The organism is Nocardia sp. NBC_00565 (assembly GCF_036345915.1).
GTDB lineage: Bacteria > Actinomycetota > Actinomycetes > Mycobacteriales > Mycobacteriaceae > Nocardia.
In genome coordinates this window covers 5,349,615-5,372,467 of sequence record NZ_CP107785.1, presented here as the reverse complement: position 1 = coordinate 5,372,467, position 22,853 = coordinate 5,349,615, and the positions used below count along the sequence as shown (strand labels likewise).

Sequence of the window (22,853 nt, the reverse complement as noted above, 5' to 3'; positions counted from 1 at the left end):
CAGCGGAGCCTGCGGAGCGACCTAAAGGCACCTTTCAGGAGGATCAGTGACTGCCGTAGAGCCCAAGCCAGTCCCTCAGTTGGAAGCGACTCGGCCGTATCCGGCTCGGACCGGGCCGAAGGGCTCGTTCATCGTCAAGATGGTCACCACGACCGACCCCAAGGTCCTCGGTGTCATGTACCTGACCACATCGATGGCGTTCTTCCTCATCGGTGGCCTGATGGCACTGCTGATGCGCGGTGAGCTGGCCCGTCCGGGCCTGCAGTTCCTGTCGCCGGAACAGTTCAACCAGCTGTTCACCATGCACGGCACGATCATGCTGCTGTTCTACGCGACCGCGATCGTGTTCGGCTTCGCGAATATCGTCCTGCCGTTGCAGATCGGCGCCCCCGACGTCGCCTTCCCGCGACTGAACGCCTTCAGCTACTGGCTGTACGCGTTCGGCGCGACCATGGCGACCGCGGGCTTCATCACCCCCGGCGGCGCGGCGGACTTCGGTTGGACGGCGTACGTGCCGCTGACCGACATCCTGCATTCGCCGGGCGTCGGCACCGACCTGTGGATCCTGGGCCTGGCCGTCTCCGGTCTGGGCACCATCCTCGGTGGCGTCAACATGCTGACCACCGTCGTCTGCCTGCGCGCCCCCGGTATGACCATGTTCCGGCTGCCGATCTTCACCTGGAATATCGCCGTCACCAGCGTCCTTGTGCTGCTTGCCTTCCCGCTGCTGACCGCCGCGCTGTTCGGCCTGGCCTATGACCGTCACCTGGGCGGCCACATCTACGATCCGGCCACCGGCGGCATCCTGCTCTACCAGCACCTGTTCTGGTTCTTCGGCCACCCCGAGGTCTACATCATCGCGCTGCCGTTCTTCGGCATCGTCTCCGAGATCTTCCCGGTCTTCTCGCGCAAGCCGATCTTCGGTTACACCACGCTGGTCTACGCGACCCTGGGTATCGCCGCGCTGTCCATCGCGGTGTGGGCGCACCACATGTACGCCACCGGCGCCGTGCTGCTGCCGTACTTCTCGTTCATGACCTTCCTGATCGCCGTCCCGACCGGAGTGAAGTTCTTCAACTGGATCGGCACTATGTGGCGCGGCCAGTTGACCTTCGAGACGCCGATGCTGTTCTCCATCGGGTTCCTGGTGACCTTCCTCTTCGGTGGTCTGTCGGGTGTCATCCTGGCCTCGCCGCCGCTGGACTTCGCGGTCACCGACTCGTACTTCGTCGTCGCGCACTTCCACTACGTGCTCTTCGGCACCATCGTGTTCGCGACCTACGCCGGCATCTACTTCTGGTTCCCGAAGATCACCGGCCGGATGATGGACGAGCGCCTGGGCAAGTGGCACTTCTGGACCACCTTCATCGGCTTCCACACCACCTTCCTCGTCCAGCACTGGCTGGGTGCCGAGGGTATGCCGCGTCGCTACGCCGATTACCTGCCCAGCGACGGATTCACCACGCTGAACACCATTTCCACCATCGGCGCGTTCATCCTGGGCGCCTCGATGCTGCCGTTCCTGTGGAACGTCTTCAAGAGCTACCGATACGGTGAGGTCGTCACCGTGGACGATCCGTGGGGTTACGGCAACTCACTGGAATGGGCCACCACCTGCCCGCCGCCGCGGCACAACTTCTACGAACTGCCGCGGATCCGGTCCGAGCGTCCCGCCTTCGAGCTGCACTATCCGCATATGGTCGAGCGGATGCGGGCTGAGGCGCACGTGGGCTGGGGCTCGGATAAGCACGCCACGGAGGTCCACGAGACTTCCTTGGCAAAGAGCTAGCATTCAGAACGACGGAGTGTGCACCTGCTGATCCTCAGCGGGTGCACACTCGTTTGTGGGCAAGACCCGAGCTGGGCAGTTGCGACAATGGGGTTCAGCACAGCGACGGCAAACAACAAACATGGAGCACCTCAGTTGGCCGACACCACCGTCCTCGTCACCGTCACCGGTCCCGACCGGCCCGGTGTGACGTCCGTGCTGCTCGCGGCGATGTCGCGGCACCAGGTGAGTCTGCTCGATGTCGAGCAGGTCGTCATCCGCGGTCGGCTCACCCTCGGCGTGCTGGTCACCTGTCCGAATGATGCCGAGGCGCTGCAGGACGAGCTCGAAGAGGCGATGAACACCGTCGGCATGCACGTCGATGTGGAAGTCGACGCACAGATCGGCAGGCAGCCGATGTCCACCCACGCGGTGGTCATCCTGGGCGCCCCGGTGACCGCGCGGGCGTTCAGTTCGGTCTCGCGTCAGCTCGCCGCACTGGGCGCCAATATCGACACCATTCGCGGTATCGCCGACTATCCGGTGACCGGTATGGAGCTCCTGGTCACCGCGACCGACACCGGACCCGATTCCGATTCGCGGCTGCGCACCGCGCTGGCCGAGGTCGCGGTCACCGAACAGGTGGATGTCGCGGTGGAGCGGGCCGGTCTGGCGCGACGGGCCAAGCGGCTCATCGTCTTCGACGTCGACTCGACTCTGATCCAGGGCGAGGTGATCGAGATGCTGGCCGCGCACGCCGGGGTGGAGGAGGAGGTCCGCAAGGTCACCGAGGCGGCCATGCGCGGCGAGATCGACTTCGCCGAATCGCTGCGGCAGCGGGTCGCGACACTCGAGGGTTTGGACGAGTCGGTGATCGAGGAGGTCGCCGACCGGATCGAGCTGACCCCGGGCGCGCGCACCACGATTCGGACTCTGCGCCGGATCGGCTTCCGCTGCGGTGTGGTGTCGGGCGGATTCCGCCAGGTGATCGAACCGCTCGCGCACGAGCTGGAGTTGGACTTCGTCCAGGCCAACACCCTCGAGGTGAAGGACGGGAAGCTGACCGGCAGGGTGATCGGCGAGATCGTCGACCGGGCCTTCAAGGCCACCGCGCTGCGCAAGTTCGCGGCGGAGGCGGGCGTGCCGATGGAGCAGACCGTGGCCGTCGGCGACGGCGCCAATGACATCGACATGCTCAACGCCGCCGGGCTCGGCGTCGCCTTCAATGCCAAACCCGCGCTGCGTGAGGTCGCCGATGCGGCACTTTCGCATCCCTATCTGGATGCGGTGTTGTTCATTCTCGGCGTCACCCGGGACGAGGTGGAGGCCGCCGACGCCCGCGACGGTGGAATCCGTCGGGTGCCGCTTGTCGGCAGCTGAGTTTCCGCGGAACGTGCGCGGTGTCGGTGGGCCGGAGCGGTCCGGGGTGAGTCGGTAGGCTCGCTGGGAGTTGATCATCGGACGAACGGAGGCTGCGGTGCGCAAGGTCGTGCTCGGAGTGGCGCTGGCGGCGTGTAGGTCGGAGTCGAACCCGCACAGCAGTTTTCGTTGACGATCAAGGTGGAGTGATGTCGAGTTTCCCGGAGAGTACGGCCGGGGTCCGGGACGGCGATGATCCGGCGGCGGCCGAATTGTCCACCGGCGTCGAGGGTTTCCGCGTTCGGCACGCGGAACTGGCGCGCGGTTACGGCGGCCTCGGCGATCCCGAAGATCCGGCCATGGTGCAGGCCATGCAGATGGTGCTGCATATCCCGAAGATCGATCCGCCGCGGCGCAGCGCGCTGCTGGAGGCCGCGGCGGCGGCCACGGTGGCGGTATGCCTGGATGAGCGGGTGGGGCCCGAGGGGGAGTGGGCGCAGCGGTTCCTGGACTGGAAGCGCTCCCGGATCCGCAAGGTGGCGCGGCGGGCGCGCGGTGCGCAGTGGCTGGCCGCGAACGAGGTCGACGGGGTGACCGTAGAGGTGGACGGTGCGCAGGCGCGGGCGTTGGTGCCCGGGCCGGTCGGCGCGGTGGATCCGCGGATCAAGCGACTGCAGATCGGCGGCACCGACCTCGAGCACGACGATCCCGGGCCCGCGGACCCCGAGTTGCCGGTGCTGTGGGTGAATTCGAAGCTCGGCATGACCCTCGGCAAGGCCGCCGCCCAGGTCGGTCACGCCAGCATGCTGCTCGCCGGGGCGCTCACGGCGGACGAGGCCCGGTTGTGGTCCGAGCGTGAGTTCCGCTGCGCGGTGCGCGAATCCGGACCGGAGCAGTGGGCATCGCTGTGCGAACAAGTATCTCGCGGTGCGGCGGTCGCGGTGCGCGACGCCGGTTTCACCGAGGTCGCGCCGGGCTCGATAACTGTTATCGCGGTGCCCAGGCAATCGGGACAATACTGATTCACATTCGCGGCCGGATCGGCGATTACTTTCGTAGATGTTTCGCAGTTCGGCTTCAGGGGGATTCATCCGGACTCGATGTGGGTACGTTCGACGCAACAGGACCGCCCGCAAAAGCACCCGCTGGAGGCCATGATGATGACGACGCTATTGGTGATTCTCGCCGTTTGGGTCGGGTGTTCGCTTCCGCTGGCTTTGATCGTCGCGCGGATGTTCCGCTCCTCGGATGAACCGCCGAACAATCCGCCGGGGGCGACCCGCGCCCAGTCTCCGTCCCGCCGTCGGCGCACTCGGACGGCTCCGTCGTGGCGACCGGTATGGGCCGGTCGTACGAACGCAGCGCAATTGAGCCAAGATGGAGCCCGTGCCGCAACCGGATCCCGATCTGCTCATTGATTTCACCGACGTGACCATCCGACGCTCGGGTCACACCCTCGTCGGTCCGGTCACCTGGCAGGTCGAGCTCGACGAACGCTGGGTGGTCCTCGGACCCAACGGCGCGGGCAAGACCTCGCTGCTCCGCATGGCCGCCGCCGAAGTACATCCGACCTCGGGCATTGCCCATCTGCTCGGTGAGCGAATCGGCAAAACCGATGTGAGCGAGCTACGCCCGCGCATCGGATTGTCCTCGGCCGCGGTGGCCAGCCGGATTCCGCGCGACGAGAAGGTCAGCGATCTGGTTATCTCCGCTGGCTACGCGGTACTCGGCCGCTGGCGCGAGCGCTACGACGACCTCGATACCGACCGCGCCATCGACATGCTGGAAAGCCTGGGAGCCGAACATCTTTCCGACCGCACCTATGGGACGTTGTCCGAGGGTGAGCGCAAGCGGGTGCTGATCGCCCGCGCGATGATGACCGATCCGGAGCTGCTGCTGCTCGACGAGCCTGCGGCGGGACTGGATTTGGGTGGGCGTGAGGAACTGGTCGAACGGCTCGGCGATCTCGCCGCTGATCCCGATTCGCCCGCGATGGTGCTGGTGACCCACCATGTCGAGGAGATTCCGCCGGGCTTCACGCACGGTCTGCTGCTGAACGAGGGTGCGGTCGTCGCACAGGGGCTGCTGCCCGATGTGCTCACCGCCGACAACCTCAGCGAAGCGTTCCGGCAGTCGATCGCCCTGGACCGTGTCGACGGACGTTACTTCGCGCGGCGCGCGCGTCGATTGGGTCGGCATCGCTCGCGCCGACGTACCGAGTGATGGGGATTACGCCGTAAAACAAGCGAGCGTTAGGGTGCAGTGGTGAGTGAGACAAACGCTGCCGCTCAGCCGCAGGTCCCGTCGCCCAAAGACGCGTCGACGGTGCTGCTGGTGCGTGACGGTGCGGCTGGGCCCGAAGTGTTCCTGCAGCGCAGGGTCGTTGCGATGGCCTTCGCGGCGGGTATGACGGTGTTCCCCGGCGGTGGTGTCGACCCCTCCGACGGGACCGCGGATATCGAATGGGCCGGACCCGAACCCGCTTGGTGGGCCGAGAAATTCGGCACCACCGAGCCGCGGGCCAAGGCGCTCGTCGCGGCCGCCGTGCGGGAAACCTTCGAGGAATGCGGTGTGCTGCTGGCCGGGCCGACGGCCGACTCCGTCGTCTCCGATACCACCGGCTATCGCGATGCCCGTGGCAGGCTGGAGCGCCGCGAGGTGTCCCTCGCGGCCTTCCTCGCCGAGGAGAAGTTGGTGCTGCGCGCGGATCTGTTGCGGCCTTGGGCGAATTGGATCACCCCGGTCATCGAGCCGCGGCGCTATGACACCCATTTCTTCGTCGCGGTGCTGCCGCAGGGGCAGCTGGCCGACGGAGCCACCTCCGAGGCGGCCGAGGTGCAATGGCGCACCGCGGCCGACGAGCTCGAGCGCTGGCGGGCGGGCACCGACGTCCTGCTGCCGCCGACCTGGGCGCAGCTGGACGCGATTTCCGCATTCGGTTCCACGGCCGAAATTCTGGCCGTGGACAAGGTGATCGAACCGATCATGCCGGTGCTCTCCGGCGACAACGGCCGGCAAGTGCTCGAGTTCCCGGACAATCAGCGCTACTTCGCTGGTATCCCGGATACCAGCAGGCTCAAGGGATCCGCGCGCCCGTGAGGCAGTAGGTTTCCTGCCATGGCCGAATTCGTGACTCTGGAGCTGCCCGAGGATGCCGATACGCGCGGCGTCGCCGTCCTCCGGATCGACCGCCCACCGCTGAACCTGGTGAACGCCCAGTTGGTGCGTGAAGTGGCCGAGGCGGCCGCGGTGGTTGCCGCGGACCCCCGGGTCGCGGCGCTGGTCGTCTATGGCGACGAGCGGGTGTTCTGCGCGGGTGACGATCTCGCCGAGCTGTCCGGCCTCGACCAGGACCAAGCCGGTGCCATGGCGGCCGATCTGCAGGCGGCGCTGGGCTGCCTGGCCAAGGTGGCGCAGCCCACCGTCGCGGCGATCAGCGGCTACTGCCTGGGCGGCGGACTGGAACTCGCTCTCGGCGCCGACCGCCGGATCATCGGCGACAACGTCAAACTCGGCCTGCCCCAGATCAAGACGGGCCTCATCCCGCTCGCGGGCATCCGCCGCCTGGCACTGCTGATCGGGCCCGGCCCGGCCAAAGACCTCGTCTACACCGGTCGATTCGTCGAAGCCGAAGAGGCGCTGGCCCTCGGTTTGGTCGATGAGGTCGTGCCGCCCGACGACGTCTACAACGCCGCCCTGCGCTGGGCGCGACAGTTCACCGCAGGCCCCACCCGAGCCCTCGCCGCCGCGAAAGCGGTCTTCGAAGCGGGCCCCCACGGCCTGGACCGCGCCCGCACCGAATGGGCCGACTTGTTCGCTACCGAGGACCGTCGCATCGGCACCGAGTCCTATCTGGCCGACGGTCCAGGCTCGGCTGCCTTCGTGGGTCGCTGAAGCGGCCGTCGAGACGTCGACGGTGGGCGCACTCGCGGTCGAGCTCGCGCAGCACGCTGGATCCGGCGGTCGACGCGCGTTGACGGCCGGGCCACGCCCGGACCGGATTCGGCCGAGCCTGTTACGCACGGGGATGATTCGGCGGCACTGACGACTGATTGTCGATCGAGGTTCGGCCGCGTCCGCCGGATTCCGTGACTGCGGGTCGCTTCGGCCTCGATCGCCTCGGGCGAATACGGGGCGATTCGATCGCCACCGAGACCACAAACAGGAACACGTTCCTGCTCGGCATGCCGGATCGCACCGATGCCGCTCGGTGATCACGGATCCGGCTCGAGTCCCAGCGTGCTGGCCGCATTCACGGATTTCGGCGGTGCCGGGGTGGATCATCGGAGCGGCCCGGAACCAGAACGAGATTTCGACCGCAGGTCGGCAAGGTCGAATCAGGAGGTTACTCACTGGTCCGCTGAAGACGCGCGGCGCAGGGTTGGCTAGGCTAGCCCACCATGACGGTCCACCCCGATGACCCGGCGCCGAACCCGCATGCCACTGAGGCCGAGGTCGAAGCTGCGCTGAAGGATACGAAGCTCGCCCAGGTGCTCTACCACGACTGGGAAGCCGAGACCTATGACGACAAATGGTCGATTTCCTATGATGAGCGCTGTATCGACTATGCCCGCGGCCGGTTCGACGCCGCGGTCGGTCCCGCGCCGCTGCCCTACGGGCGTGCACTGGAACTGGGCTGTGGCACCGGATTCTTCCTGCTGAACCTCATGCAGGGTGGCATCGCGAAGTCCGGTTCGGTCACCGACCTGTCGCCGGGCATGGTCAAGGTCGCGCTGCGCAATGCCGAGCACCTGGGTCTCGATGTCGACGGCCGGGTCGCCGACGCGGAGACCATCCCGTACGAGGACGACACCTTCGACCTCGTCGTCGGCCACGCGGTGCTGCACCACATCCCGGATGTGGAGCTGGCGCTCAAGGAGTGCCTGCGCGTGCTCAAGCCGGGCGGGCGTTTCGTCTTCGCCGGTGAACCGACCACGGCGGGCAATTTCTACGCCCGCTGGCTCGGCCGTATCACCTGGAAGGCCACCACCACCGTCACCAAACTGCCCGCACTCTCGGGGTGGCGGCGTCCGCAGGCCGAACTGGACGAGTCCTCGCGCGCCGCGGCGCTGGAGGCGGTCGTCGACCTGCACACCTTCGATCCGAGCGATCTGGAGGCGATGTCGCGCCGGGCGGGTGCCACCGAGGTCAAGGCGAGCACCGAGGAGTTCGCGGCGGCGCTGTGGGGCTGGCCGGTGCGCACCTTCGAGGCGGCCGTGCCGGAGGAGAAGCTCACCATGGGCTACCGGATGGCGATGTACCGCGCGTGGCTGGGGCTGAGCTGGCTGGACGAGAACGTCATGCGCCGCATCGTGCCGCGCCAGTTCTTCTACAACGCCATGATCACCGGCGTGAAGCCCGGCTCTGCCGCTAAATAGTGGGATACAGCTTCGGCCGCGATGATGTCGTTTTCCTCGGCAGTGCGGCGGGTGTCGCCGCACTGGCCGAGGTGGACCGGCTGGAGCTGACCCCGGCGACGCATCTGCACGATCTGGAGCGGGTGCGTCGCGAGTTCGGCGCGCGGTCGGGCGCGCTCGTGGAAACCGTGCGCCTGCGCCGCCGCGCCGCGGCCAAGCTGGTCGACCCGGGATGGTGGCTGTTCACCGACGACGCACTGCAACAGGCCACACCGACGCTGGTGGCCCGCCACCGTGCCGACCGGCTGTCCGGGCGCACTGTGCACGACGTGACCTGCTCGATCGGTGCCGAGCTCATCGAGCTGGCCCGCGTCTGTCCCTCGGTGCTCGGCAGCGACCTCGATGACGTGCGCCTGTCGATGGCCGCGCACAATCTGGCCGAATCCCGAAATGTCCTGCTGGCCAAGGCCGATGCCCTGGTGCCGTGCAGCACCGGCACGGTTGTCATCGCCGATCCGGCCCGCCGCGCGGACGGCCGGCGCACTCACGATCCGGCGAAACTGCAGCCGCCGCTGCCGGATCTGCTGGCCGCCTATCCCGGCCGCGACCTCGCCGTAAAGTGTGCTCCCGGACTCGATTTCGACCGTCTGGACTGGTCCGGTGAGATCGAGATCGTCTCCCTCGACGGCGCGGTCCGCGAGGCCTGCCTGTGGTCGGCCGGGCTGTCGGAGCCCGGCGTCACCCGCCGCGCCACCGTCCTCACCTCCCGCGGCGGATCCGTCGCCTACACCGACGCCGATCCGGACGAGATTCCCGACCAGCCGCCCGGCGAATGGCTCATCGACCCCGACGGCGCGATCGTGCGCGCGGGCCTGGTCCGCCACTACGCCGCGAAACACGGCCTCTGGCAACTGGATCCGAATATCGCCTACCTCACCGGCAACAGCGTCCCCGACGGCGTTCGCGGCTTCCGCATCGTCGACCGTCTCGAACTCCGCGAAAAGACCCTCCGCCGAGAACTTGCCCGCCGCGACTGCGGCTCCCTCGAAATCCTCATCCGCGGTCTCGATATCGACCCCGACACCCTCCGTAAACGCCTCAAACTCCGCGGCACCAACCCCTACACCCTCGTCCTGACCCGAATATCCCGTACCGCCGCGGCCTTCCTCTGCACCACCTGATCCGACGAGAATGCGCAGGAGCAGGGGAGCTCGACGTTTGCCCGCATCAGCGCATGGTGATCGACTGTCCAACGCGCGTGGCGCGGGGCGTCAGTGGTCGGGTTTGAAGATGAAGACTTCGCCTATGCGGGTGGCGAGGACTACTTCGCCCTTGGCGCCGACGGAGGTGCCGGTGGTGGTGCCCTTGGCGTCCGGGAGGACGTCGGAGTCGACGGTGGCGCCGGTCTTGGTGTCGAAGGTGATCAGGTTGATGCCGTCGCCGATGGCGGCGGCGGTGTAGCCGGTGTCGCCCGCGGTTTGGACGGGGGTGCCGCGCAGGGCGAGATCCTTGCGCTCCCAGACGACCTCGGCAGAGTCGCCGTTATCGCGCAGGGCGAGCAGGTGGCCGTCGTCGCCAGCCGGGATGATGAGGCCGTCGCCTGCGACCGAAATGCCGCCGCGCGGAGCCCATTCCAGGGTTTGGACCCATTTGGTGTGACCGTCGGCGGCGTCTACCGCGATAAGGCGATGGGTGTTGTCGCCGACGTAGACGGTGCGGCCGTCGGCGGACAGGGTGGGGCTGGTCGCGCTGCCCTCGGCGAGCAGGTCCGCGCTCCAGTCCTGCTGGATCTTGTTGTCGGCGTAGCGCAATGCGACCAGTGCCGCGGTCGGCTTACCCGGCTTCCACAGCGTGACGAAGAAGCGGCCGCTGGCAGTGTCGATCGGCGAGATATTGGCGACCGGGCACTGCGGTCCGCCGACGGTGCAATCGTCGAGACCCTGACCCGACGCGGGGCGCGTGAGATCGGGGTACGCCAGGAAATCGGGATCGCCGAGCAGTTGCGTGGTGCCGACGACGCGTTCGCCGGTCTGGCGGCTCAGCACGTCCACCTGACCGGACTGGGTGATCGTCAGGATTTTCCCGTCGCCGGTGAACTGCGCCGAAACCGGTACGCCCGCAACGGGAGTCCGCCAGCGCGGCTGTCCGATCGAGTTGAACCCACTGAACCCGCCGTCGTCGCCGACATAGACGTTGCTGCCGCTGTCGACCACCGGCGGCGCGGAGATCGCATTCGGCCCGAGCGGATTGCAGAAGCGCTTGCGACCGGTCGGCATCTGCAGCGAGAGAATGGCACAGTTGTTCGGAGTCAGGGTGGTGAGGAACAGCTGCCCGTCCGGACCGATCGTGACGGCCTGTTCGATCGGCCCACCGACCGGTCGCGACCAGCTCAGCGATAGTTTGCGCGATCCGGTGACCGGGCTGACGCCGTCGTTGCGGCCGTCGTGGTGCGCGGAGGTCCAGCCTTTGCCGGATCCAACGGTGATGTCGTCGACATCGGTGCCGCAGCCCGCCAATGCCAGCGCGCCGACCGCGGCCAGCGCCGCCGCCGTCCGCAGCCGGGACAAGGTCAGCCCGCGCGCCGGGTTGGCCAGTACGCCGCCGCTTCGCACTTGCTGCACTCCTGTCGTCGTTGGCCGCTCGGACGAGACTAAAGCGTGTCGACCCCCCGTACACGCACCACCTAGGTCGGGTTGCCCGCGTGGAGGTGTCGGGCCGCCGTCGGCGGCGCAGCAGTCACTGTACGGGAGGCGCGGGCAACGTTGTACGGGTCCTGGCGGTGTTTTACGAGCGGGTGAAGATCGGCTGGTAGGGCCGCCGCCGATTCGGTGCGGACGCTGGCCGGACCCCGTCGGGCCGCGCCGGATAAGCTCTATCGGTCGCGACCGGGCTGGTCGCGACCGAAGGACCACGACGGGAGATGAGTTCGTGACGAGCATGTGGGGCGCACCGTTGCGCACACGGTGGCGCGGTTCGCGCCGCCGGGATCCGCAGCAGGCGCGATTTCTGACGCTGGCTTCGTTGCGCTGGGTGCTCGCGAACAAGGCCTACACGCCTTGGTATCTGGTGCGCTACTACCGGTTGTTCAAATTCAAGGCGGCCAACCCGCACATCGTCTTGCGTGGCATGGTCTTCCTCGGCAAACGCGTCGAGATCCACGCGACCCCGGAACTGAGCCGGATGGAGATCGGCCGCTGGGTGCATATCGGCGACGGTAATGCCATTCGCTGCCACGAGGGATCGCTGCGCATCGGCGACAAGGTCGTCTTCGGCAAGGACAACGTGGTCAACACCTACCTCGATATCGAGATCGGCGAGTCGACCCTGGTCGCGGACTGGTGCTATATCTGCGACTTCGACCACCGCATGGACGACATCACCATGCCCATCAAGGACCAGGGCATCGTGAAGAGCCCGGTCCGCATCGGCCCGGACACCTGGATCGCCGCCAAGGTCACCGTGCTGCGCGAAACCCGCGTCGGTCGCGGCTGCGTCCTCGGTGCGCACGCGGTGGTCAAGGGCGAGATCCCCGACTACAGCATCGCCGTCGGCGCCCCCGCCAAGGTCGTCAAGAACCGCAAGGCGACCTGGGAAGCCGGCGCCGAGGAGCGCGCGAAATACATTGCCGCACTGGAAGACATCGAGCGCAAGAAGAACGGCGCCACCCAGTCCGCGTAGTCGGGTGCCTGCGCAGGCACCCTTCGCGCTGGCCACCGACCGGCTGCGCGAAACGGCGGCGACCAGCTAGCGAAGTCGGCTACCGCGACGGGTTCGCGTTCGAACGCGTCCGCGGCCTCAGTCCGTCGGCCCACTGCGCGGGCCTGCCGGATGCGCGGTCGGTGTCGGTCGAACTCGGTACGGTCACGATATGAACAGGTACGCGGCGCTGTTGCGCGGGATCATGCCGACCAACCCGAATATGAAGAACGACAAGCTGCGCGCGGTGTTCGAGGGGCTCGGGTTCGAGAAGGTCGCGACGCTGCTGTCGAGCGGCAATGTGGTGTTCCGGTGCGCCGACACCGATGTGCCCGAGCTGGAGGCGCGGATCCAAGAGGCGCTCAATCGCGAGCTCGGCATCCCCGGCGGCACGATCATCCGCAGCTACGAAGAACTGCGCGCCCTACTGGACCGCGACCCGTTCGAAGGCCTGGCCCATCAACGCGGCTCCTACCTCACCGTCACCTTCTTCAAGGACCCCGAACCCCAGGCCGAACCCCCCGAGCTGGTCGACGAGCTGACCCGAATCATCGGCTATGACAAGCCTTCCCGCGCCTTCCTCACTGTCATCGACAACAGCACCCCGCAGACCACCAACTTCATGGCCTGGCTCGACAAGACCTACGGCAAGGACATCACCACCCGAACCTGGCTGACCATCCAGAAGATCGTCAAGAAGCTCGAGGCGTAGGTCCTACTTGGGGTCGCGTTCGGGGAGGGGGCGTTCGACGATGGTGGGGCGGCCGAGGGGGTTGCGGACTCGGCGTTTGGCGGAGGAGTAGACGAGGGCGGTTTCGGCGGCGACCACGTCCCAGGCGAAATCGGCGGTGAGGCGTTCGCGGGCGGCGTAGGCGCGATCCTGGGCGGCGGCGGGATCGTCGAGGGTGGCGCGTACGGCATCGACCAGGCCGTCGACATCGGCCGGCTCGAAGGAGGCGCCGGTAACGCCGTCGATGACGGCTTCGCCGAGTCCGCCCGCGGTGGAGGTGACCAGCGGGGTGCCCGCGGCGGCGGCCTCGAGCGCGACGATGCCGAAGGGTTCGTAGCGGCTGGGCAGCACGATGGCGTCGGCCCCGTGCAGCCAGCCGAGCAGTTCCTCGTGACCGAGCTTGCCCGCGAAGGTGACGGCCCTGGCGACCCGGTGTACGCGGGCGCGCTCGCGCAGCCATTCGAACTGGGTGCCGATCCCCGCGATGGTCAGTGTGGTGCCGGGGTGCGCACGGCGGATGCGCGGTAGCGCGGCGATCGCGTCCTGCACGCCCTTCTCGTATTCGAGCCGGCCGACATACAGCAGCCGCGGCGGACCGGTGCGCGGCGAGCGGGGCCGAAAGGTCCACGCGCCCACGTCGATTCCGTTGCGGATCACCGTCATCGGCACCCGCTCGTGGCCGTAGAGGCGCTCCACTTCGTTCTTCATCGAAGCCGAGCAGGTGATGAGCGCGTCGGATTCGTTGGCCAGCCACCATTCGACCGAATGCACTTGCTTGTTGACCCGGCCCGAGACCCAGCCGCTGTGCCGCCCGGCCTCGGTCGCGTGGATGGTCGAGACCAGTGGCACGTCGTAGTACTCGGCCAGCGCGATCGCCGGATGCGCGACCAGCCAGTCGTGCGCGTGCACCACATCCGGGGTCCAGCCGTCGCCGATGCCGGGCTTACCGAGCGCGACTCCGGCGCGCACCATCGCGTGCCCCATGGCCAGCGTCCAGGCGAGCATGTCCTCGCCGAAGTCGAAGCAGGGCGGATCCTCCGCGACCGCGACCACCAGCACGCCCTCGGCGATGAAGGAGTGGGTGGGGTGGGTCGCGGAGTCGGTGCCGGAGGGGCGGCGGGCGAGTGCGACCACTTCGTGGCCCGCCTCGGCCAGCTCGACCGCCAGGTGGTGCACATGGCGGCCCAACCCACCGACCACAACCGGTGGGTACTCCCACGACACCATCAAGATCTTCATGAATGTCCTTCTCGAGCGGAGTCTCGGTCCGCGATCGCCAGCCGCCGTGCGTCCAAACCCGGGAAGAACCCGTCGGCCGCCCCCCATCCTGCCGCCAACTGCTGTGCTTTCGCGACTTGGCCCGCACCGACGGCGGCCGCGATCTCCCGCACGGCGTGCGCGTGCCGGTGTGCGCGTTCGCGTGCGTAGTCCGCCGCGGAGTCCTTGCTGACCATGAACGCCCAGTCGCTGGAGACGGTCAGCACGGCCTCGCGCAGCAGTTGATCGGCAACCGGATCGCGCAGTGCGACACTGCCGTCCGCGGCCCGCATCTTGTCTACCGTATCGAGGGTGAGCCGGACGATCTCGTCGTTGAGTTCCACCAGATCCTTGACCTGATCACCGGCCCAGACCCGCCAGTCCTTGCCCGAACCCCAGGACGAATCGGCCAGCGGCACCGGCTCGCCGACGAACCCGCGCGCGCGGGCATCGGCCAAGGTGCCAACGGTGACGCCCGCCTCGGGCAGCGTCCGCAACACCTGGGCAAGCCATTGCGGACCCTCGTGCCACCAATGTCCGAACAGTTCGGTGTCGAAGGCGGCGACGACCAGCGCCGGACGGTCGATGCGCGCGGATTCGCTGATCAGGCGCTCGCGCACGGTCCGCACGAAATCCTCGACGTCGCGGACCACGGCGGCCGCCGCCAGCTCCGGGTCGTAGGGGGCCTTGTCCGGACCGGCCACCGTTTTGCCGGTGACGCGGGACGGTTTGAGACCCGTCGCGTGGTCATAGTGATGAAAGTCACGGTAGGCGCTCTGGCCCGGATAGCCGGATTTGGGCGACCAAACCCGGTAGCTCACTTGCAGATCCCGCCCGAAGGCCACCACATCGGATTCGCGCACCGGGCGTCCCAGCGTGGTGTCGCCGCGCAGCGCGGGTCCGTCGACCATGAAATGCGTCACACCCGCGGCGGCGTATCCGGTCTCCATGCCCGGGGTGTAGCCGCATTCGGGCGCCCAGATGCCGGTAGGGGTGTGGCCCCAGCGATGCCGGGCGTCGGACAGACCCTCGGTGAGCTGGAAGGCGCGCAGGCGCGGGTCGAGCAGCGGCTGGAACGGGTGGGCGAGCGGGCCGCCGAGCAGTTCGATCGCCTCGGCGTCGATGAGTTGGCGCCACACCGGGGCCGCGCCGTGGCGCCAATGCTGTTCGAATTCCGTGAGCGCGGCGCCGGCCAGCCGGTGCTCGTGCCTGCCGAGCGCGATATTGCCCGCCATCGCGGCCTCGTCGGCGCGCAGCTGCCAGTTGCCGAGCCAATGGTGCATGCCCGCCAGGCAATGCGGATCGTCCAGCTGGGCGGCGAGTACCGGTGTGATGCCGAGGCTCAGCAGATGTGAACGGCCTTCCGCGGCCAGGGTTCTCAGTACCTCGACGACCGGAAGGTAAGAGGCGGCCCAGGATTGGTAGAGCCATTCCTCGCCGACCGGCCAGCGGCCGTGGTGGGCCAGCCAGGGCAGATGGGAATGCAGGACCAGGGTGAACTGGCCGGGAACCTCGTTCAAGGTTTCACCGCGATGGCGACCAAGTCGAGGCTCGCGTCGATGTCCTCGGTGATCAGCGCGAAATCGTCGATGGTGACGGCGGCGACGTCGGCGGTCAGCTCGGCGGGCCACGGCTCACCGGCCAGCGCGCGCTCGATCTGGGCGTCGATGAACGAGCCACCGTGCTTGGCGTCCAACGCCTGCAGGGTCGGGCCGTGGTGCACGCCGGTCATCAGCGTGACCCGGAAACCGGCCTCGACGAGCAGTTCGGTGAGTTCGGCGGCGTTGAGTTCGCGGGTGTGGAACGGGTTGAGCGGGGTATCGCGACCGGGCGAGAAGGTGATCCGATTGGGCGTGCTGATCAGCAGTTCGCCGCCGGGACGCAGCACCCGCAGGCATTCCCGGATGAACTGGCTCTGGTCCCAGAGGTGTTCGATGACCTGGAAATTCACCACGACATCGACCGACTCGTCATCCAGCGGCAGCGCGGCGAGGTTGCCCTGGAGCATCTCCACGCGCGGGTAGCGGGCGCGTACGTGCGCGACCGCGCTGGTGTCATAGTCCAGTCCGATCACCTTGGTGGCGATATCGGCGATCATGTTCGCGCCGTAGCCCTCGCCGGATCCGGCCTCCAGCACCGTCTTTCCCGCGCACCGCTCGAGCAGCCGCGCATAGACGATCTCGTGCCGACGAAACCAGTAGTTCTCCTCGGCGATGCCGGGTACGGTCCGCTCGCCGGTCAGCGGCAGCGGCTCGACGGCCGACTCGGGAGTAACGCCCGGGGTGGTGCCCACTGCGGCAGGGATCACAGCCTCGCTCATCGCTCCGACGTTACTGGTTAGACGGCCGCACGATATCGCCAGGACCGGCGTTGTGAGAGAGAAGCCGCTAAGTTACCAACGGGTAACTTAACGTAGGGTAGTGTCCTGCCCTGAGCCACAAACTAAGGACGTACGGCCCGCTCGTGCGACCACCACACACGTGTAACCAGAACAGGAGGTCGACGAAGACCGATGCCGAACATCGTCGTACTCATCAAGCAGGTTCCCGACACCTGGTCCGAGCGCAAGCTGACCGACGGTGACTACACCCTCGATCGCGAAGCCGCCGACGCCGTCCTCGACGAGATCAACGAGCGCGCCGTCGAAGAAGCGCTGCTGATCAAGGAGGCCCAGGGCGGCGAGGTCACCGTGCTGGCCGCCGGTCCGGACCGTGCCACCGAGGCCATCCGCAAGGCGCTGTCCATGGGCGCCGACAAGGCCATCCACATCAACGACCCCGCGATCCACGGCTCCGACGCCGTGCAGACCGCCTGGGTGCTGGCCAGCGCGCTGGGTCAGGTCGAGGGTGTCGAACTGGTCATCGCGGGCAATGAGGCCACCGACGGTCGCGCCGGCGCCGTGCCCGCGATCATCGCCGAGTACCTGGGTCTGCCGCAGCTGACGCACCTGCGCAAGCTGACCGTCGACGGTGACAAGATCACCGGTGAGCGGGAGACCGACGAGGGCGTATTCAAGCTGGAGGCCACCCTCCCGGCCATCGTCAGCGTCACCGAGAAGATCAACGAGCCGCGCTTCCCCTCCTTCAAGGGCATCATGGCCGCGAAGAAGAAGGAAGTGCAGACCTTCACGCTGGCCGACCTGGGTGTCGACCCGTCGACCGTCGGTGTCGCCAACTCGGGCACCGCCGTCACCGCGGCCACTCCGAAGCCCCCGCGCACCGCGGGCGAGAAGATCGCGGACGAGGGCGACGGCGGCACCAAGATCGCCGCGTACCTGGTTGGTCAGAAGATCATCTGATTCGCCGTAGCGACTGCTTGCAGGTCGCTCGAAATGGCCTGCCGAGACTGCTTAGGAGAGAACACAAATGGCAGAAGTACTTGTGCTCGTCGAGCACGCCGACGGTGCGATCAAGAAGGTCAGCACCGAACTGCTCACCGCCGCGAGCGCACTCGGTGAGCCCGCCGCCGTCGTGACCGGTTCGGCCGGTACCGGTGAGAAGCTGGCCGGCGCGCTCGCCGCCGCCGGTGCCGCGAAGATCTACATCGCCGAATCCGACGATGTCGAGAGCTTCCTGGTGACCCCGAAGGTCGACGTGCTGGCCGGTCTGGTCGAGTCGATCTCCCCGGCCGCCGTGATCGTCGCCGCCACCGCCGAGGGCAAGGAGGTGTCGGGCCGCCTCGCCGCGCGTATCGGCTCCGGTCTGCTCGTCGATGTCATCGACGTCAAGTCCGACGGCTCGGTCGTGCACTCCATCTTCGGTGGCGCGTTCACCGTCGACGCCAAGGCCACCGGCGACGTGCCGGTGATCTCGGTGCGCCCGGGCGCCGTCGAGGCCACGGCCGCGGCCGGTGCGGGCGAGAAGGTGACCGTCGAGGTGCCCGCGCAGGAAGAGGGCGTCGTCAAGGTGACCTCCCGCGAGCCGATCGTCGGTGGCGATCGTCCGGAGCTCACCGAGGCGAACATCGTCGTCTCCGGTGGTCGCGGTGTCGGTTCCGCCGACAACTTCGCGGTCGTCGAGGCGCTGGCCGACTCGCTCGGTGCCGCCGTCGGCGCCTCGCGTGCCGCGGTCGACTCGGGCTACTACCCGGGCCAGTTCCAGGTCGGTCAGACCGGTAAGACGGTCTCCCCGCAGCTCTACGTCGCCCTCGGCATCTCCGGCGCCATCCAGCACCGCGCCGGTATGCAGACCTCGAAGACCATCGTCGCGGTCAACAAGGACGAAGAGGCCCCGATCTTCGAGATCGCGGACTACGGCATCGTCGGCGACCTGTTCAACGTCGCCCCGCAGCTGACCGAAGCGGTCAAGGCCCACAAGGGCTGAGCTCCCGTGCACTGAGTTGTCGATCCGTGGCCCTGGCTGGAAACAGTCGGGGCCACGGGTTTTTCCGGGGCTATCATTGCGGCATGTCCCTGCCCCGCCTCGAGCGTCCTGACCTGCCTGAGTACATGACTTGGGAGGAACTGGAGCGTCTGCCCGGCGAGATCGCGGAACAGATCGAGCTATGGGAGGGGCGTGTGGTGTGGGTGCGCCGCGGTCCCGGTGAGCATCAGATATTCATGCGCCGATTGACTCATGAGCTCGAGCGGTGCGCACGCAACGATATGGCGGCAGACGCTGAACGCTGCTGGGTGGCCAACCTCGAAACCAATGTCTTTCTCGGCAACAGCGGGAAGTCCGACTTCCTCACCCCCGATTTCTTGGTGCACCGCTGTCTCGGTGGGGCTTACCGGGACGTCCGCGCGGCCGACACCGTGCTGGTAGGCGAAGTGCTGTCACCGTCCAATATCCCGTCCGATATCGAGGCCAAGAAGAGTCGGTATGCTAGGACCGGGATTCCATGGTATTGGGAAGTGACACTAAAAGCGGATGTCAGCGCCATCGCATCTATCCGTGCATACGGCTTGGAGATCGGGTACGCGCAGCTACCCGACGGGATCAGCCCGCTGCACCCGGCCGCATATCGGATCGTCGGTGAATGGGTGAACGATGGCGAGGAGCGAGTATCGTTCACGCACCCGTTCCCGATCGATGTTCCGTGGACCGCGCTCGCCTACTGACGGGGAAGGTCTTTGTTCCCGTTGGTCAAGTCGGTGAAGGTGGTCCGAATGATTAGGACGGTTTCCCCGCAGCTGTACATCCCCCTCGGCATCTCCGGTGCGATCCAGCGCCGCGCCAGTATGCGGACCTTGAAGACCATCGTCGTGGTCAACAAGGATGAAGAGGCCGATCTTCGAGATCGCGGACTACGGCATCGTCGGCGACCTGTTCAATGTCGCCCCGCAGCTGACCGAAGCTGTGAAGGTGCACAAGGGCTGATAACGCCAGCGCCGTCGTACGGCCCCGGACTCCGGTCCGGGGCCGTACGCGTCGGAGAGTTATACGGCGGCAACGACATTAGCCGCCGGATGCAATGAACCTGCGCGTGAGTCAGGTGGTCGCGCGGAGCCTACAGCAGCTGCAGTTCTGCCATACGTAAGTCCAAACGGTCCGCTGGGTTGGCGCGGGCTTCAATGCGTGCAGAAAAGCGGCGAAGGAGGACCGGTGATGAAGATGACTTCGTTCGACCCGTTCCGGGAGATCACGTCCATTTTGTCGCCACATGAAGTGTCCAAGTACCTCGCCGTGGAGGGCTGGCAGCTCGAGACCCGCGACAGGGGCATCAAAGAGATCTGGCGGCTTCCGTCTCAGGGTGGCCTACTCGGGAGGATCATGCTGCCCCTGGCCATTGACTATGTCGACTTCTCCCGACGGTTTCGTGACACTCTCGAGGCTCTTGCCACGATTTACGATTTGGACCCAGCGGAACTAGCCGAACGAATCATTGCCGCAAGTGCATCGACTATGCGCCGCGCCCCGGATTCGAACTCGGCACCGCCGCTTTCGTCGGGGTTGAACTCTGACGAGAAGCCCGCCCGCTCATAAGCATTCGTGCTGGCCGTCGCTGCGGTGATCGGCGCCCGTGGCCTCGCCCGCGAGAATGTCTGATCTCGAGATCTGCTCGGTGACAGCAGATCTCAGCGGCGATGCAATCCGGATAGCAGCGTGTTGAGGATCGGGGAGCGTCGTGTATCGCTGCGCAACACCGCGGAGACCGGAATTCGTAGGCGGTGCTCGGCGAGTCGCAGGACGACGAGTCCCTCGGTCGGGCTGGCGGCGTAGAGCACGGTCCAGGCGTCGGGCCGGTTGATCAGCTCCATGGTCGCGGTGTGGTCCGGCGGAATCGGCGGACCGAAGGTGGGGCCGGCGGCCAGATCGGCGAAGGCGGCGCGAATTACGTTGTGCAGCAATACCTGTTCCTGCTCGGGCGGGAGCAGCAGGGGATATTGGCTCAGATCCGCCAGCGTCACCTGCTCGCGGATGGCCAGCGGATGCGCGGCGGAGGTGGCGATGACGAGATCCTCGACCCAGAGCTGCTCGACCGCGAGTCCGGGCTCGTCGACGCTGCCGCGGATCAGCGCGAGATCGCAGTCGCCGTCGGCCACCGCGGTGATCCGCTGGCGGAACGGTTTGATCACGAACTCGATCTCGGCATCCGGATGCGCGGCGCGCGCCCCGGCGATCGCGGACAGGGATCGGGTGGCGAAGGACATATTCGCGGCCAGGCGGATGCGGTGACCGGAGGTGCGCACGGTCGCGCGGATGGCCGACTCGAGGCTCAGCATCTGTTTAGCCAGGGGAAGTAGCCGCATGGTCGCGTCGGTCGGCACAACGGCCCTGGTCGAGCGCTCGAACAGGGCCACGCCGAGGTCACGCTCCAGTCTCGCGATCTGATGGCTGATCGCGGATTGAGATATGTAACAGCGGGCGGCGGCCCTGCTGAAACTCAGCTCCTCGCATACCGCGACGAAGTAGGCGAGCTGGCGAAGCTCCACGTCATCCTCGATTCATGAGCTATCCAGATAAGAGTCATATCTATTATGCGCCTGAACACCTGAAATATCTGCGCTTCGAATGACGGTTGGTAATGAGAGAAGGAGGCTGTCATGGAACACGCAGATGTTGTCATCATTGGATCGGGATTCGGGGGGCTTGCCGCCGCTAAGCAGTTGGCCAAATCGGGTATCAATTACGTTCTCATCTCGAGCACGCCGGAGCACTTGTTCCAGCCGTTGCTCTATCAAGTCGCGACAGGTGTGCTGGCCTCCGACGAGATCGCGCCGCCGATCGCCTCGGTGCTGCGCAGGCACAGAGAGGCCGACGTCCGTCTCGGCAAGGTGGTCGCCATCGATGCCGACGCAGCGGTGATCACCTACGAGCACGAGGGTGCGCGCACGCAGATCCGCTACGGCTCGCTGATCGCCGCCACCGGTGCCTCGCAGTCGTACTTCGGCCGCGACGATTTCGCCGACAAGACGTTCTCGCTCAAGACCATCGAGGACGCGAAGCTGCTGCGCGCGCAGATCGAGCGCGTCTTCACCGAGGCCGCGGCCGCGGACGAGGAGACCCGCAACCGGCTGCTGAGCTTCGTGGTGGTCGGCGCGGGCGCGACCGGCGTCGAGGTCGCCGGTCAGCTGAAGGAACTCGCGAAACGGTATTACCACCAAGAGGTTTCGGTGACGCTGGTCGAGGGTGCGGGCGAGGTGCTGCCGCCCTTCGGCGGCGGGCTGTCGGAATACGCCAAGAAATCGCTCACCAACAGCGGTGTCGAGGTGCTGCTGGGCACTTTCGTCACCGATATCGAACTCGGCAAGGTGACGGTTAAGGACAAAGATGGTGTCGAGCGCCGGATCGCGGCCGAGACGGTCGTCTGGTCGGCGGGTGTGCAGGCGGGCGGGTTCGCGAAGCTGCTGGCCGAGGCCACTGGCTGTGAAACCGACCGGGCCGGAAGGCTTTTGATCAATTCGGACCTGACCGTCGGCGGTCACGCCGATATCTATGCCATCGGCGATATGACCTCGCTCAACGGCTATCCGGGGCAGTCGCCGGTCGCCATGCAGGAGGGCAGGCACGCCGCCGATATCATCCGCCGCAAGAAGGCTCCCGCCACTCCGTTCAAGTACTGGGACAAGGGCAGCATGGCGGTGATCAGCCGGTTCAGCGCGGTGGTGAAGCTCAACGACCGCATCACTTTCCGGGGTGTGATCGCGTGGACCATGTGGCTCGCGGTGCACCTGCTGTACCTGGTCGGGTTCCGTAATCGCTTCGCTGCTGTCGCGTCGTGGTTGATCGCGTTCATCGGCACCGGGCGTCCCGGTTTCGACGAGGTGGAGCGCAAGTCTGCCGAGCAGACCGGGCGGCTAGCGGCCTGAGGTTCGAATTCGGCGAGAATCGCGCTCCTGTCATGAGGAAGGAGCGCGATTCGCCGTTTCGAGTGGCGACAGATTTCGTGAGGACATGGGTAACTCCATGTACTCCCATCGAACGGGGGTGCGATGGGTGTCGTTGTCGGCAGCGTTGGATGTTGTTGGTTCAGAGAGCCTCTGAGCTGCGGATACACTGAAATTCTGTCCAGTTCTGGCTGTGATATCGATTACTAGCGTTGGCGCGCGTGGGTTTCGTTGGTTGACGTCAGCCATTAAATGGCGGGTTTGATGACAAGCCATGACGGCTGGCCAGCAACCATGCCGGACATGAGCGGGGCAACTCGGGGGCATGAGCCGCGACAACACCGGGGCGGTCGCTGTGGAATCGGCGGGCGCGTTCGACCGCGCGAGCGGCGCACTCGGCGTGGTAAGCGCGTTGGG

General features: G+C 66.8%; 20 protein-coding genes and 1 pseudogene. 16 read left to right on the top strand and 5 right to left on the bottom strand.

What is annotated here, in order from left to right:
• Positions 1–46 precede the first annotated feature (46 nt).
• The 8 genes from ctaD to OG874_RS25130 all read left to right on the top strand — a co-directional run bounded on the left by ctaD (position 47) and on the right by OG874_RS25130 (position 9,665).
• Positions 47–1,789 (top strand): aa3-type cytochrome oxidase subunit I, encoded by a 1,743-nt coding sequence (gene ctaD / locus OG874_RS25165; protein WP_330249605.1) that lies wholly within the window; start codon positions 47–49, stop codon positions 1,787–1,789.
• Positions 1,790–1,924: 135 nt separating this feature from the next.
• The gene (gene serB / locus OG874_RS25160; RefSeq protein ID WP_330249604.1) at positions 1,925–3,148 is read left to right on the top strand and encodes a phosphoserine phosphatase SerB; all 1,224 of its coding nucleotides are present in this window, start codon (positions 1,925–1,927) and stop codon (positions 3,146–3,148) included.
• A 188-nt stretch (positions 3,149–3,336) separates the two neighbouring features.
• Positions 3,337–4,149 (top strand): peptidyl-tRNA hydrolase, encoded by an 813-nt coding sequence (locus OG874_RS25155; protein WP_330249603.1) that lies wholly within the window; start codon positions 3,337–3,339, stop codon positions 4,147–4,149.
• Between the two features lie 355 nt (positions 4,150–4,504).
• Complete coding sequence (locus tag OG874_RS25150) at positions 4,505–5,350, top strand: ABC transporter ATP-binding protein (protein ID WP_330249602.1); 846 nt, start codon at positions 4,505–4,507, stop codon at positions 5,348–5,350.
• 39 nt (positions 5,351–5,389) lie between these two features.
• Entirely contained in the window at positions 5,390–6,226 is an 837-nt protein-coding gene (locus OG874_RS25145) for an NUDIX hydrolase (RefSeq protein WP_442943096.1), read from the top strand.
• 18 nt (positions 6,227–6,244) lie between these two features.
• A complete protein-coding gene (locus OG874_RS25140) occupies positions 6,245–7,021 on the top strand; it encodes an enoyl-CoA hydratase-related protein (protein ID WP_330249600.1) in 777 nt (258 codons plus the stop codon).
• A gap of 506 nt (positions 7,022–7,527) precedes the next feature.
• Positions 7,528–8,505, top strand: a complete 978-nt coding sequence (locus OG874_RS25135; RefSeq protein ID WP_330249599.1) for a class I SAM-dependent methyltransferase — start codon at positions 7,528–7,530, stop codon at positions 8,503–8,505.
• Positions 8,505–9,665, top strand: a complete 1,161-nt coding sequence (locus OG874_RS25130) for a THUMP-like domain-containing protein (RefSeq protein WP_330249598.1) — start codon at positions 8,505–8,507, stop codon at positions 9,663–9,665. The genes OG874_RS25135 and OG874_RS25130 overlap by 1 nt, the downstream gene beginning before the upstream one ends.
• A 90-nt stretch (positions 9,666–9,755) precedes the next feature.
• On the opposite strand, the gene OG874_RS25125 is transcribed toward OG874_RS25130, so the two are convergent.
• Positions 9,756–11,096, bottom strand: a complete 1,341-nt coding sequence (locus OG874_RS25125; protein WP_330249597.1) for an outer membrane protein assembly factor BamB family protein — start codon at positions 11,094–11,096, stop codon at positions 9,756–9,758.
• Between the two features lie 316 nt (positions 11,097–11,412).
• Here OG874_RS25125 and OG874_RS25120 point away from each other — a divergent pair, with 316 nt between their 5' ends.
• Complete coding sequence (locus tag OG874_RS25120) at positions 11,413–12,162, top strand: acyltransferase (RefSeq protein WP_330249596.1); 750 nt, start codon at positions 11,413–11,415, stop codon at positions 12,160–12,162.
• Positions 12,163–12,352: 190 nt separating this feature from the next.
• A complete protein-coding gene (locus tag OG874_RS25115) occupies positions 12,353–12,892 on the top strand; it encodes a DUF1697 domain-containing protein (protein ID WP_330249595.1) in 540 nt (179 codons plus the stop codon).
• 3 nt (positions 12,893–12,895) lie between these two features.
• Here the strand turns inward: OG874_RS25115 and OG874_RS25110 are convergent, their stop codons facing one another.
• From OG874_RS25110 to OG874_RS25100, 3 genes are read right to left on the bottom strand one after another with little or no spacing between them, the layout of a single operon-like run.
• The gene (locus tag OG874_RS25110) at positions 12,896–14,149 is read right to left on the bottom strand and encodes a glycosyltransferase family 4 protein (RefSeq protein WP_330249594.1); all 1,254 of its coding nucleotides are present in this window, start codon (positions 14,147–14,149) and stop codon (positions 12,896–12,898) included.
• Positions 14,146–15,687 carry a glycoside hydrolase family 57 protein gene (locus OG874_RS25105; RefSeq protein WP_330249593.1) on the bottom strand — a complete coding sequence of 514 codons (1,542 nt, stop codon included), beginning with the start codon at positions 15,685–15,687 and terminating at the stop codon, positions 14,146–14,148. The genes OG874_RS25110 and OG874_RS25105 overlap by 4 nt, the downstream gene beginning before the upstream one ends.
• Positions 15,684–16,487: a class I SAM-dependent methyltransferase gene (locus OG874_RS25100; protein ID WP_330249592.1), complete on the bottom strand. Its 804-nt coding sequence runs from the start codon at positions 16,485–16,487 to the stop codon at positions 15,684–15,686. The genes OG874_RS25105 and OG874_RS25100 overlap by 4 nt, the downstream gene beginning before the upstream one ends.
• Positions 16,488–16,679: 192 nt before the next feature.
• Between OG874_RS25100 and OG874_RS25095 the strand changes: the two genes are divergently transcribed.
• The 5 genes and pseudogenes from OG874_RS25095 (at position 16,680) to OG874_RS25075 (ending at position 20,091) form a co-directional block, all read left to right on the top strand.
• Positions 16,680–17,465, top strand: a complete 786-nt coding sequence (locus OG874_RS25095; RefSeq protein ID WP_330249591.1) for an electron transfer flavoprotein subunit beta/FixA family protein — start codon at positions 16,680–16,682, stop codon at positions 17,463–17,465.
• 67 nt (positions 17,466–17,532) lie between these two features.
• Positions 17,533–18,489 carry an electron transfer flavoprotein subunit alpha/FixB family protein gene (locus OG874_RS25090; RefSeq protein ID WP_330249590.1) on the top strand — a complete coding sequence of 319 codons (957 nt, stop codon included), beginning with the start codon at positions 17,533–17,535 and terminating at the stop codon, positions 18,487–18,489.
• Positions 18,490–18,572: 83 nt separating this feature from the next.
• On the top strand, positions 18,573–19,226 hold the full coding sequence (locus tag OG874_RS25085) for a Uma2 family endonuclease (RefSeq protein ID WP_330249589.1): 654 nt from the start codon (positions 18,573–18,575) through the stop codon (positions 19,224–19,226).
• A 54-nt stretch (positions 19,227–19,280) separates the two neighbouring features.
• Positions 19,281–19,485, top strand: a pseudogene (locus OG874_RS25080) (electron transfer flavoprotein subunit alpha/FixB family protein); the annotation flags it as partial.
• Positions 19,486–19,710: 225 nt separating this feature from the next.
• The gene (locus OG874_RS25075) at positions 19,711–20,091 is read left to right on the top strand and encodes a hypothetical protein (RefSeq protein WP_330249588.1); all 381 of its coding nucleotides are present in this window, start codon (positions 19,711–19,713) and stop codon (positions 20,089–20,091) included.
• Between the two features lie 92 nt (positions 20,092–20,183).
• Here the strand turns inward: OG874_RS25075 and OG874_RS25070 are convergent, their stop codons facing one another.
• On the bottom strand, positions 20,184–21,041 hold the full coding sequence (locus OG874_RS25070) for a LysR family transcriptional regulator (protein WP_330249587.1): 858 nt from the start codon (positions 21,039–21,041) through the stop codon (positions 20,184–20,186).
• 111 nt (positions 21,042–21,152) lie between these two features.
• Here OG874_RS25070 and OG874_RS25065 point away from each other — a divergent pair, with 111 nt between their 5' ends.
• Entirely contained in the window at positions 21,153–22,418 is a 1,266-nt protein-coding gene (locus tag OG874_RS25065; protein ID WP_330249586.1) for an NAD(P)/FAD-dependent oxidoreductase, read from the top strand.
• Positions 22,419–22,853: the final 435 nt, after the last annotated feature.

Excerpts from the sequence above, each read along its gene's own strand:
- OG874_RS25155 (WP_330249603.1), top strand. The coding sequence starts at position 3,337 with ATGTCGAGTTTCCCGGAGAGTACGGCCGGGGTCCGGGACGGCGATGAT.
- OG874_RS25150 (WP_330249602.1), top strand. The coding sequence starts at position 4,505 with ATGGAGCCCGTGCCGCAACCGGATCCCGATCTGCTCATTGATTTCACC.
- OG874_RS25140 (WP_330249600.1), top strand. The coding sequence starts at position 6,245 with ATGGCCGAATTCGTGACTCTGGAGCTGCCCGAGGATGCCGATACGCGC.
- OG874_RS25135 (WP_330249599.1), top strand. The coding sequence starts at position 7,528 with ATGACGGTCCACCCCGATGACCCGGCGCCGAACCCGCATGCCACTGAG.
- OG874_RS25115 (WP_330249595.1), top strand. The coding sequence starts at position 12,353 with ATGAACAGGTACGCGGCGCTGTTGCGCGGGATCATGCCGACCAACCCG.
- OG874_RS25110 (WP_330249594.1), bottom strand. The coding sequence starts at position 14,149 with ATGAAGATCTTGATGGTGTCGTGGGAGTACCCACCGGTTGTGGTCGGT.
- OG874_RS25100 (WP_330249592.1), bottom strand. The coding sequence starts at position 16,487 with ATGAGCGAGGCTGTGATCCCTGCCGCAGTGGGCACCACCCCGGGCGTT.
- OG874_RS25095 (WP_330249591.1), top strand. The coding sequence starts at position 16,680 with ATGCCGAACATCGTCGTACTCATCAAGCAGGTTCCCGACACCTGGTCC.
- OG874_RS25090 (WP_330249590.1), top strand. The coding sequence starts at position 17,533 with ATGGCAGAAGTACTTGTGCTCGTCGAGCACGCCGACGGTGCGATCAAG.
- OG874_RS25085 (WP_330249589.1), top strand. The coding sequence starts at position 18,573 with ATGTCCCTGCCCCGCCTCGAGCGTCCTGACCTGCCTGAGTACATGACT.
- OG874_RS25065 (WP_330249586.1), top strand. The coding sequence starts at position 21,153 with ATGGAACACGCAGATGTTGTCATCATTGGATCGGGATTCGGGGGGCTT.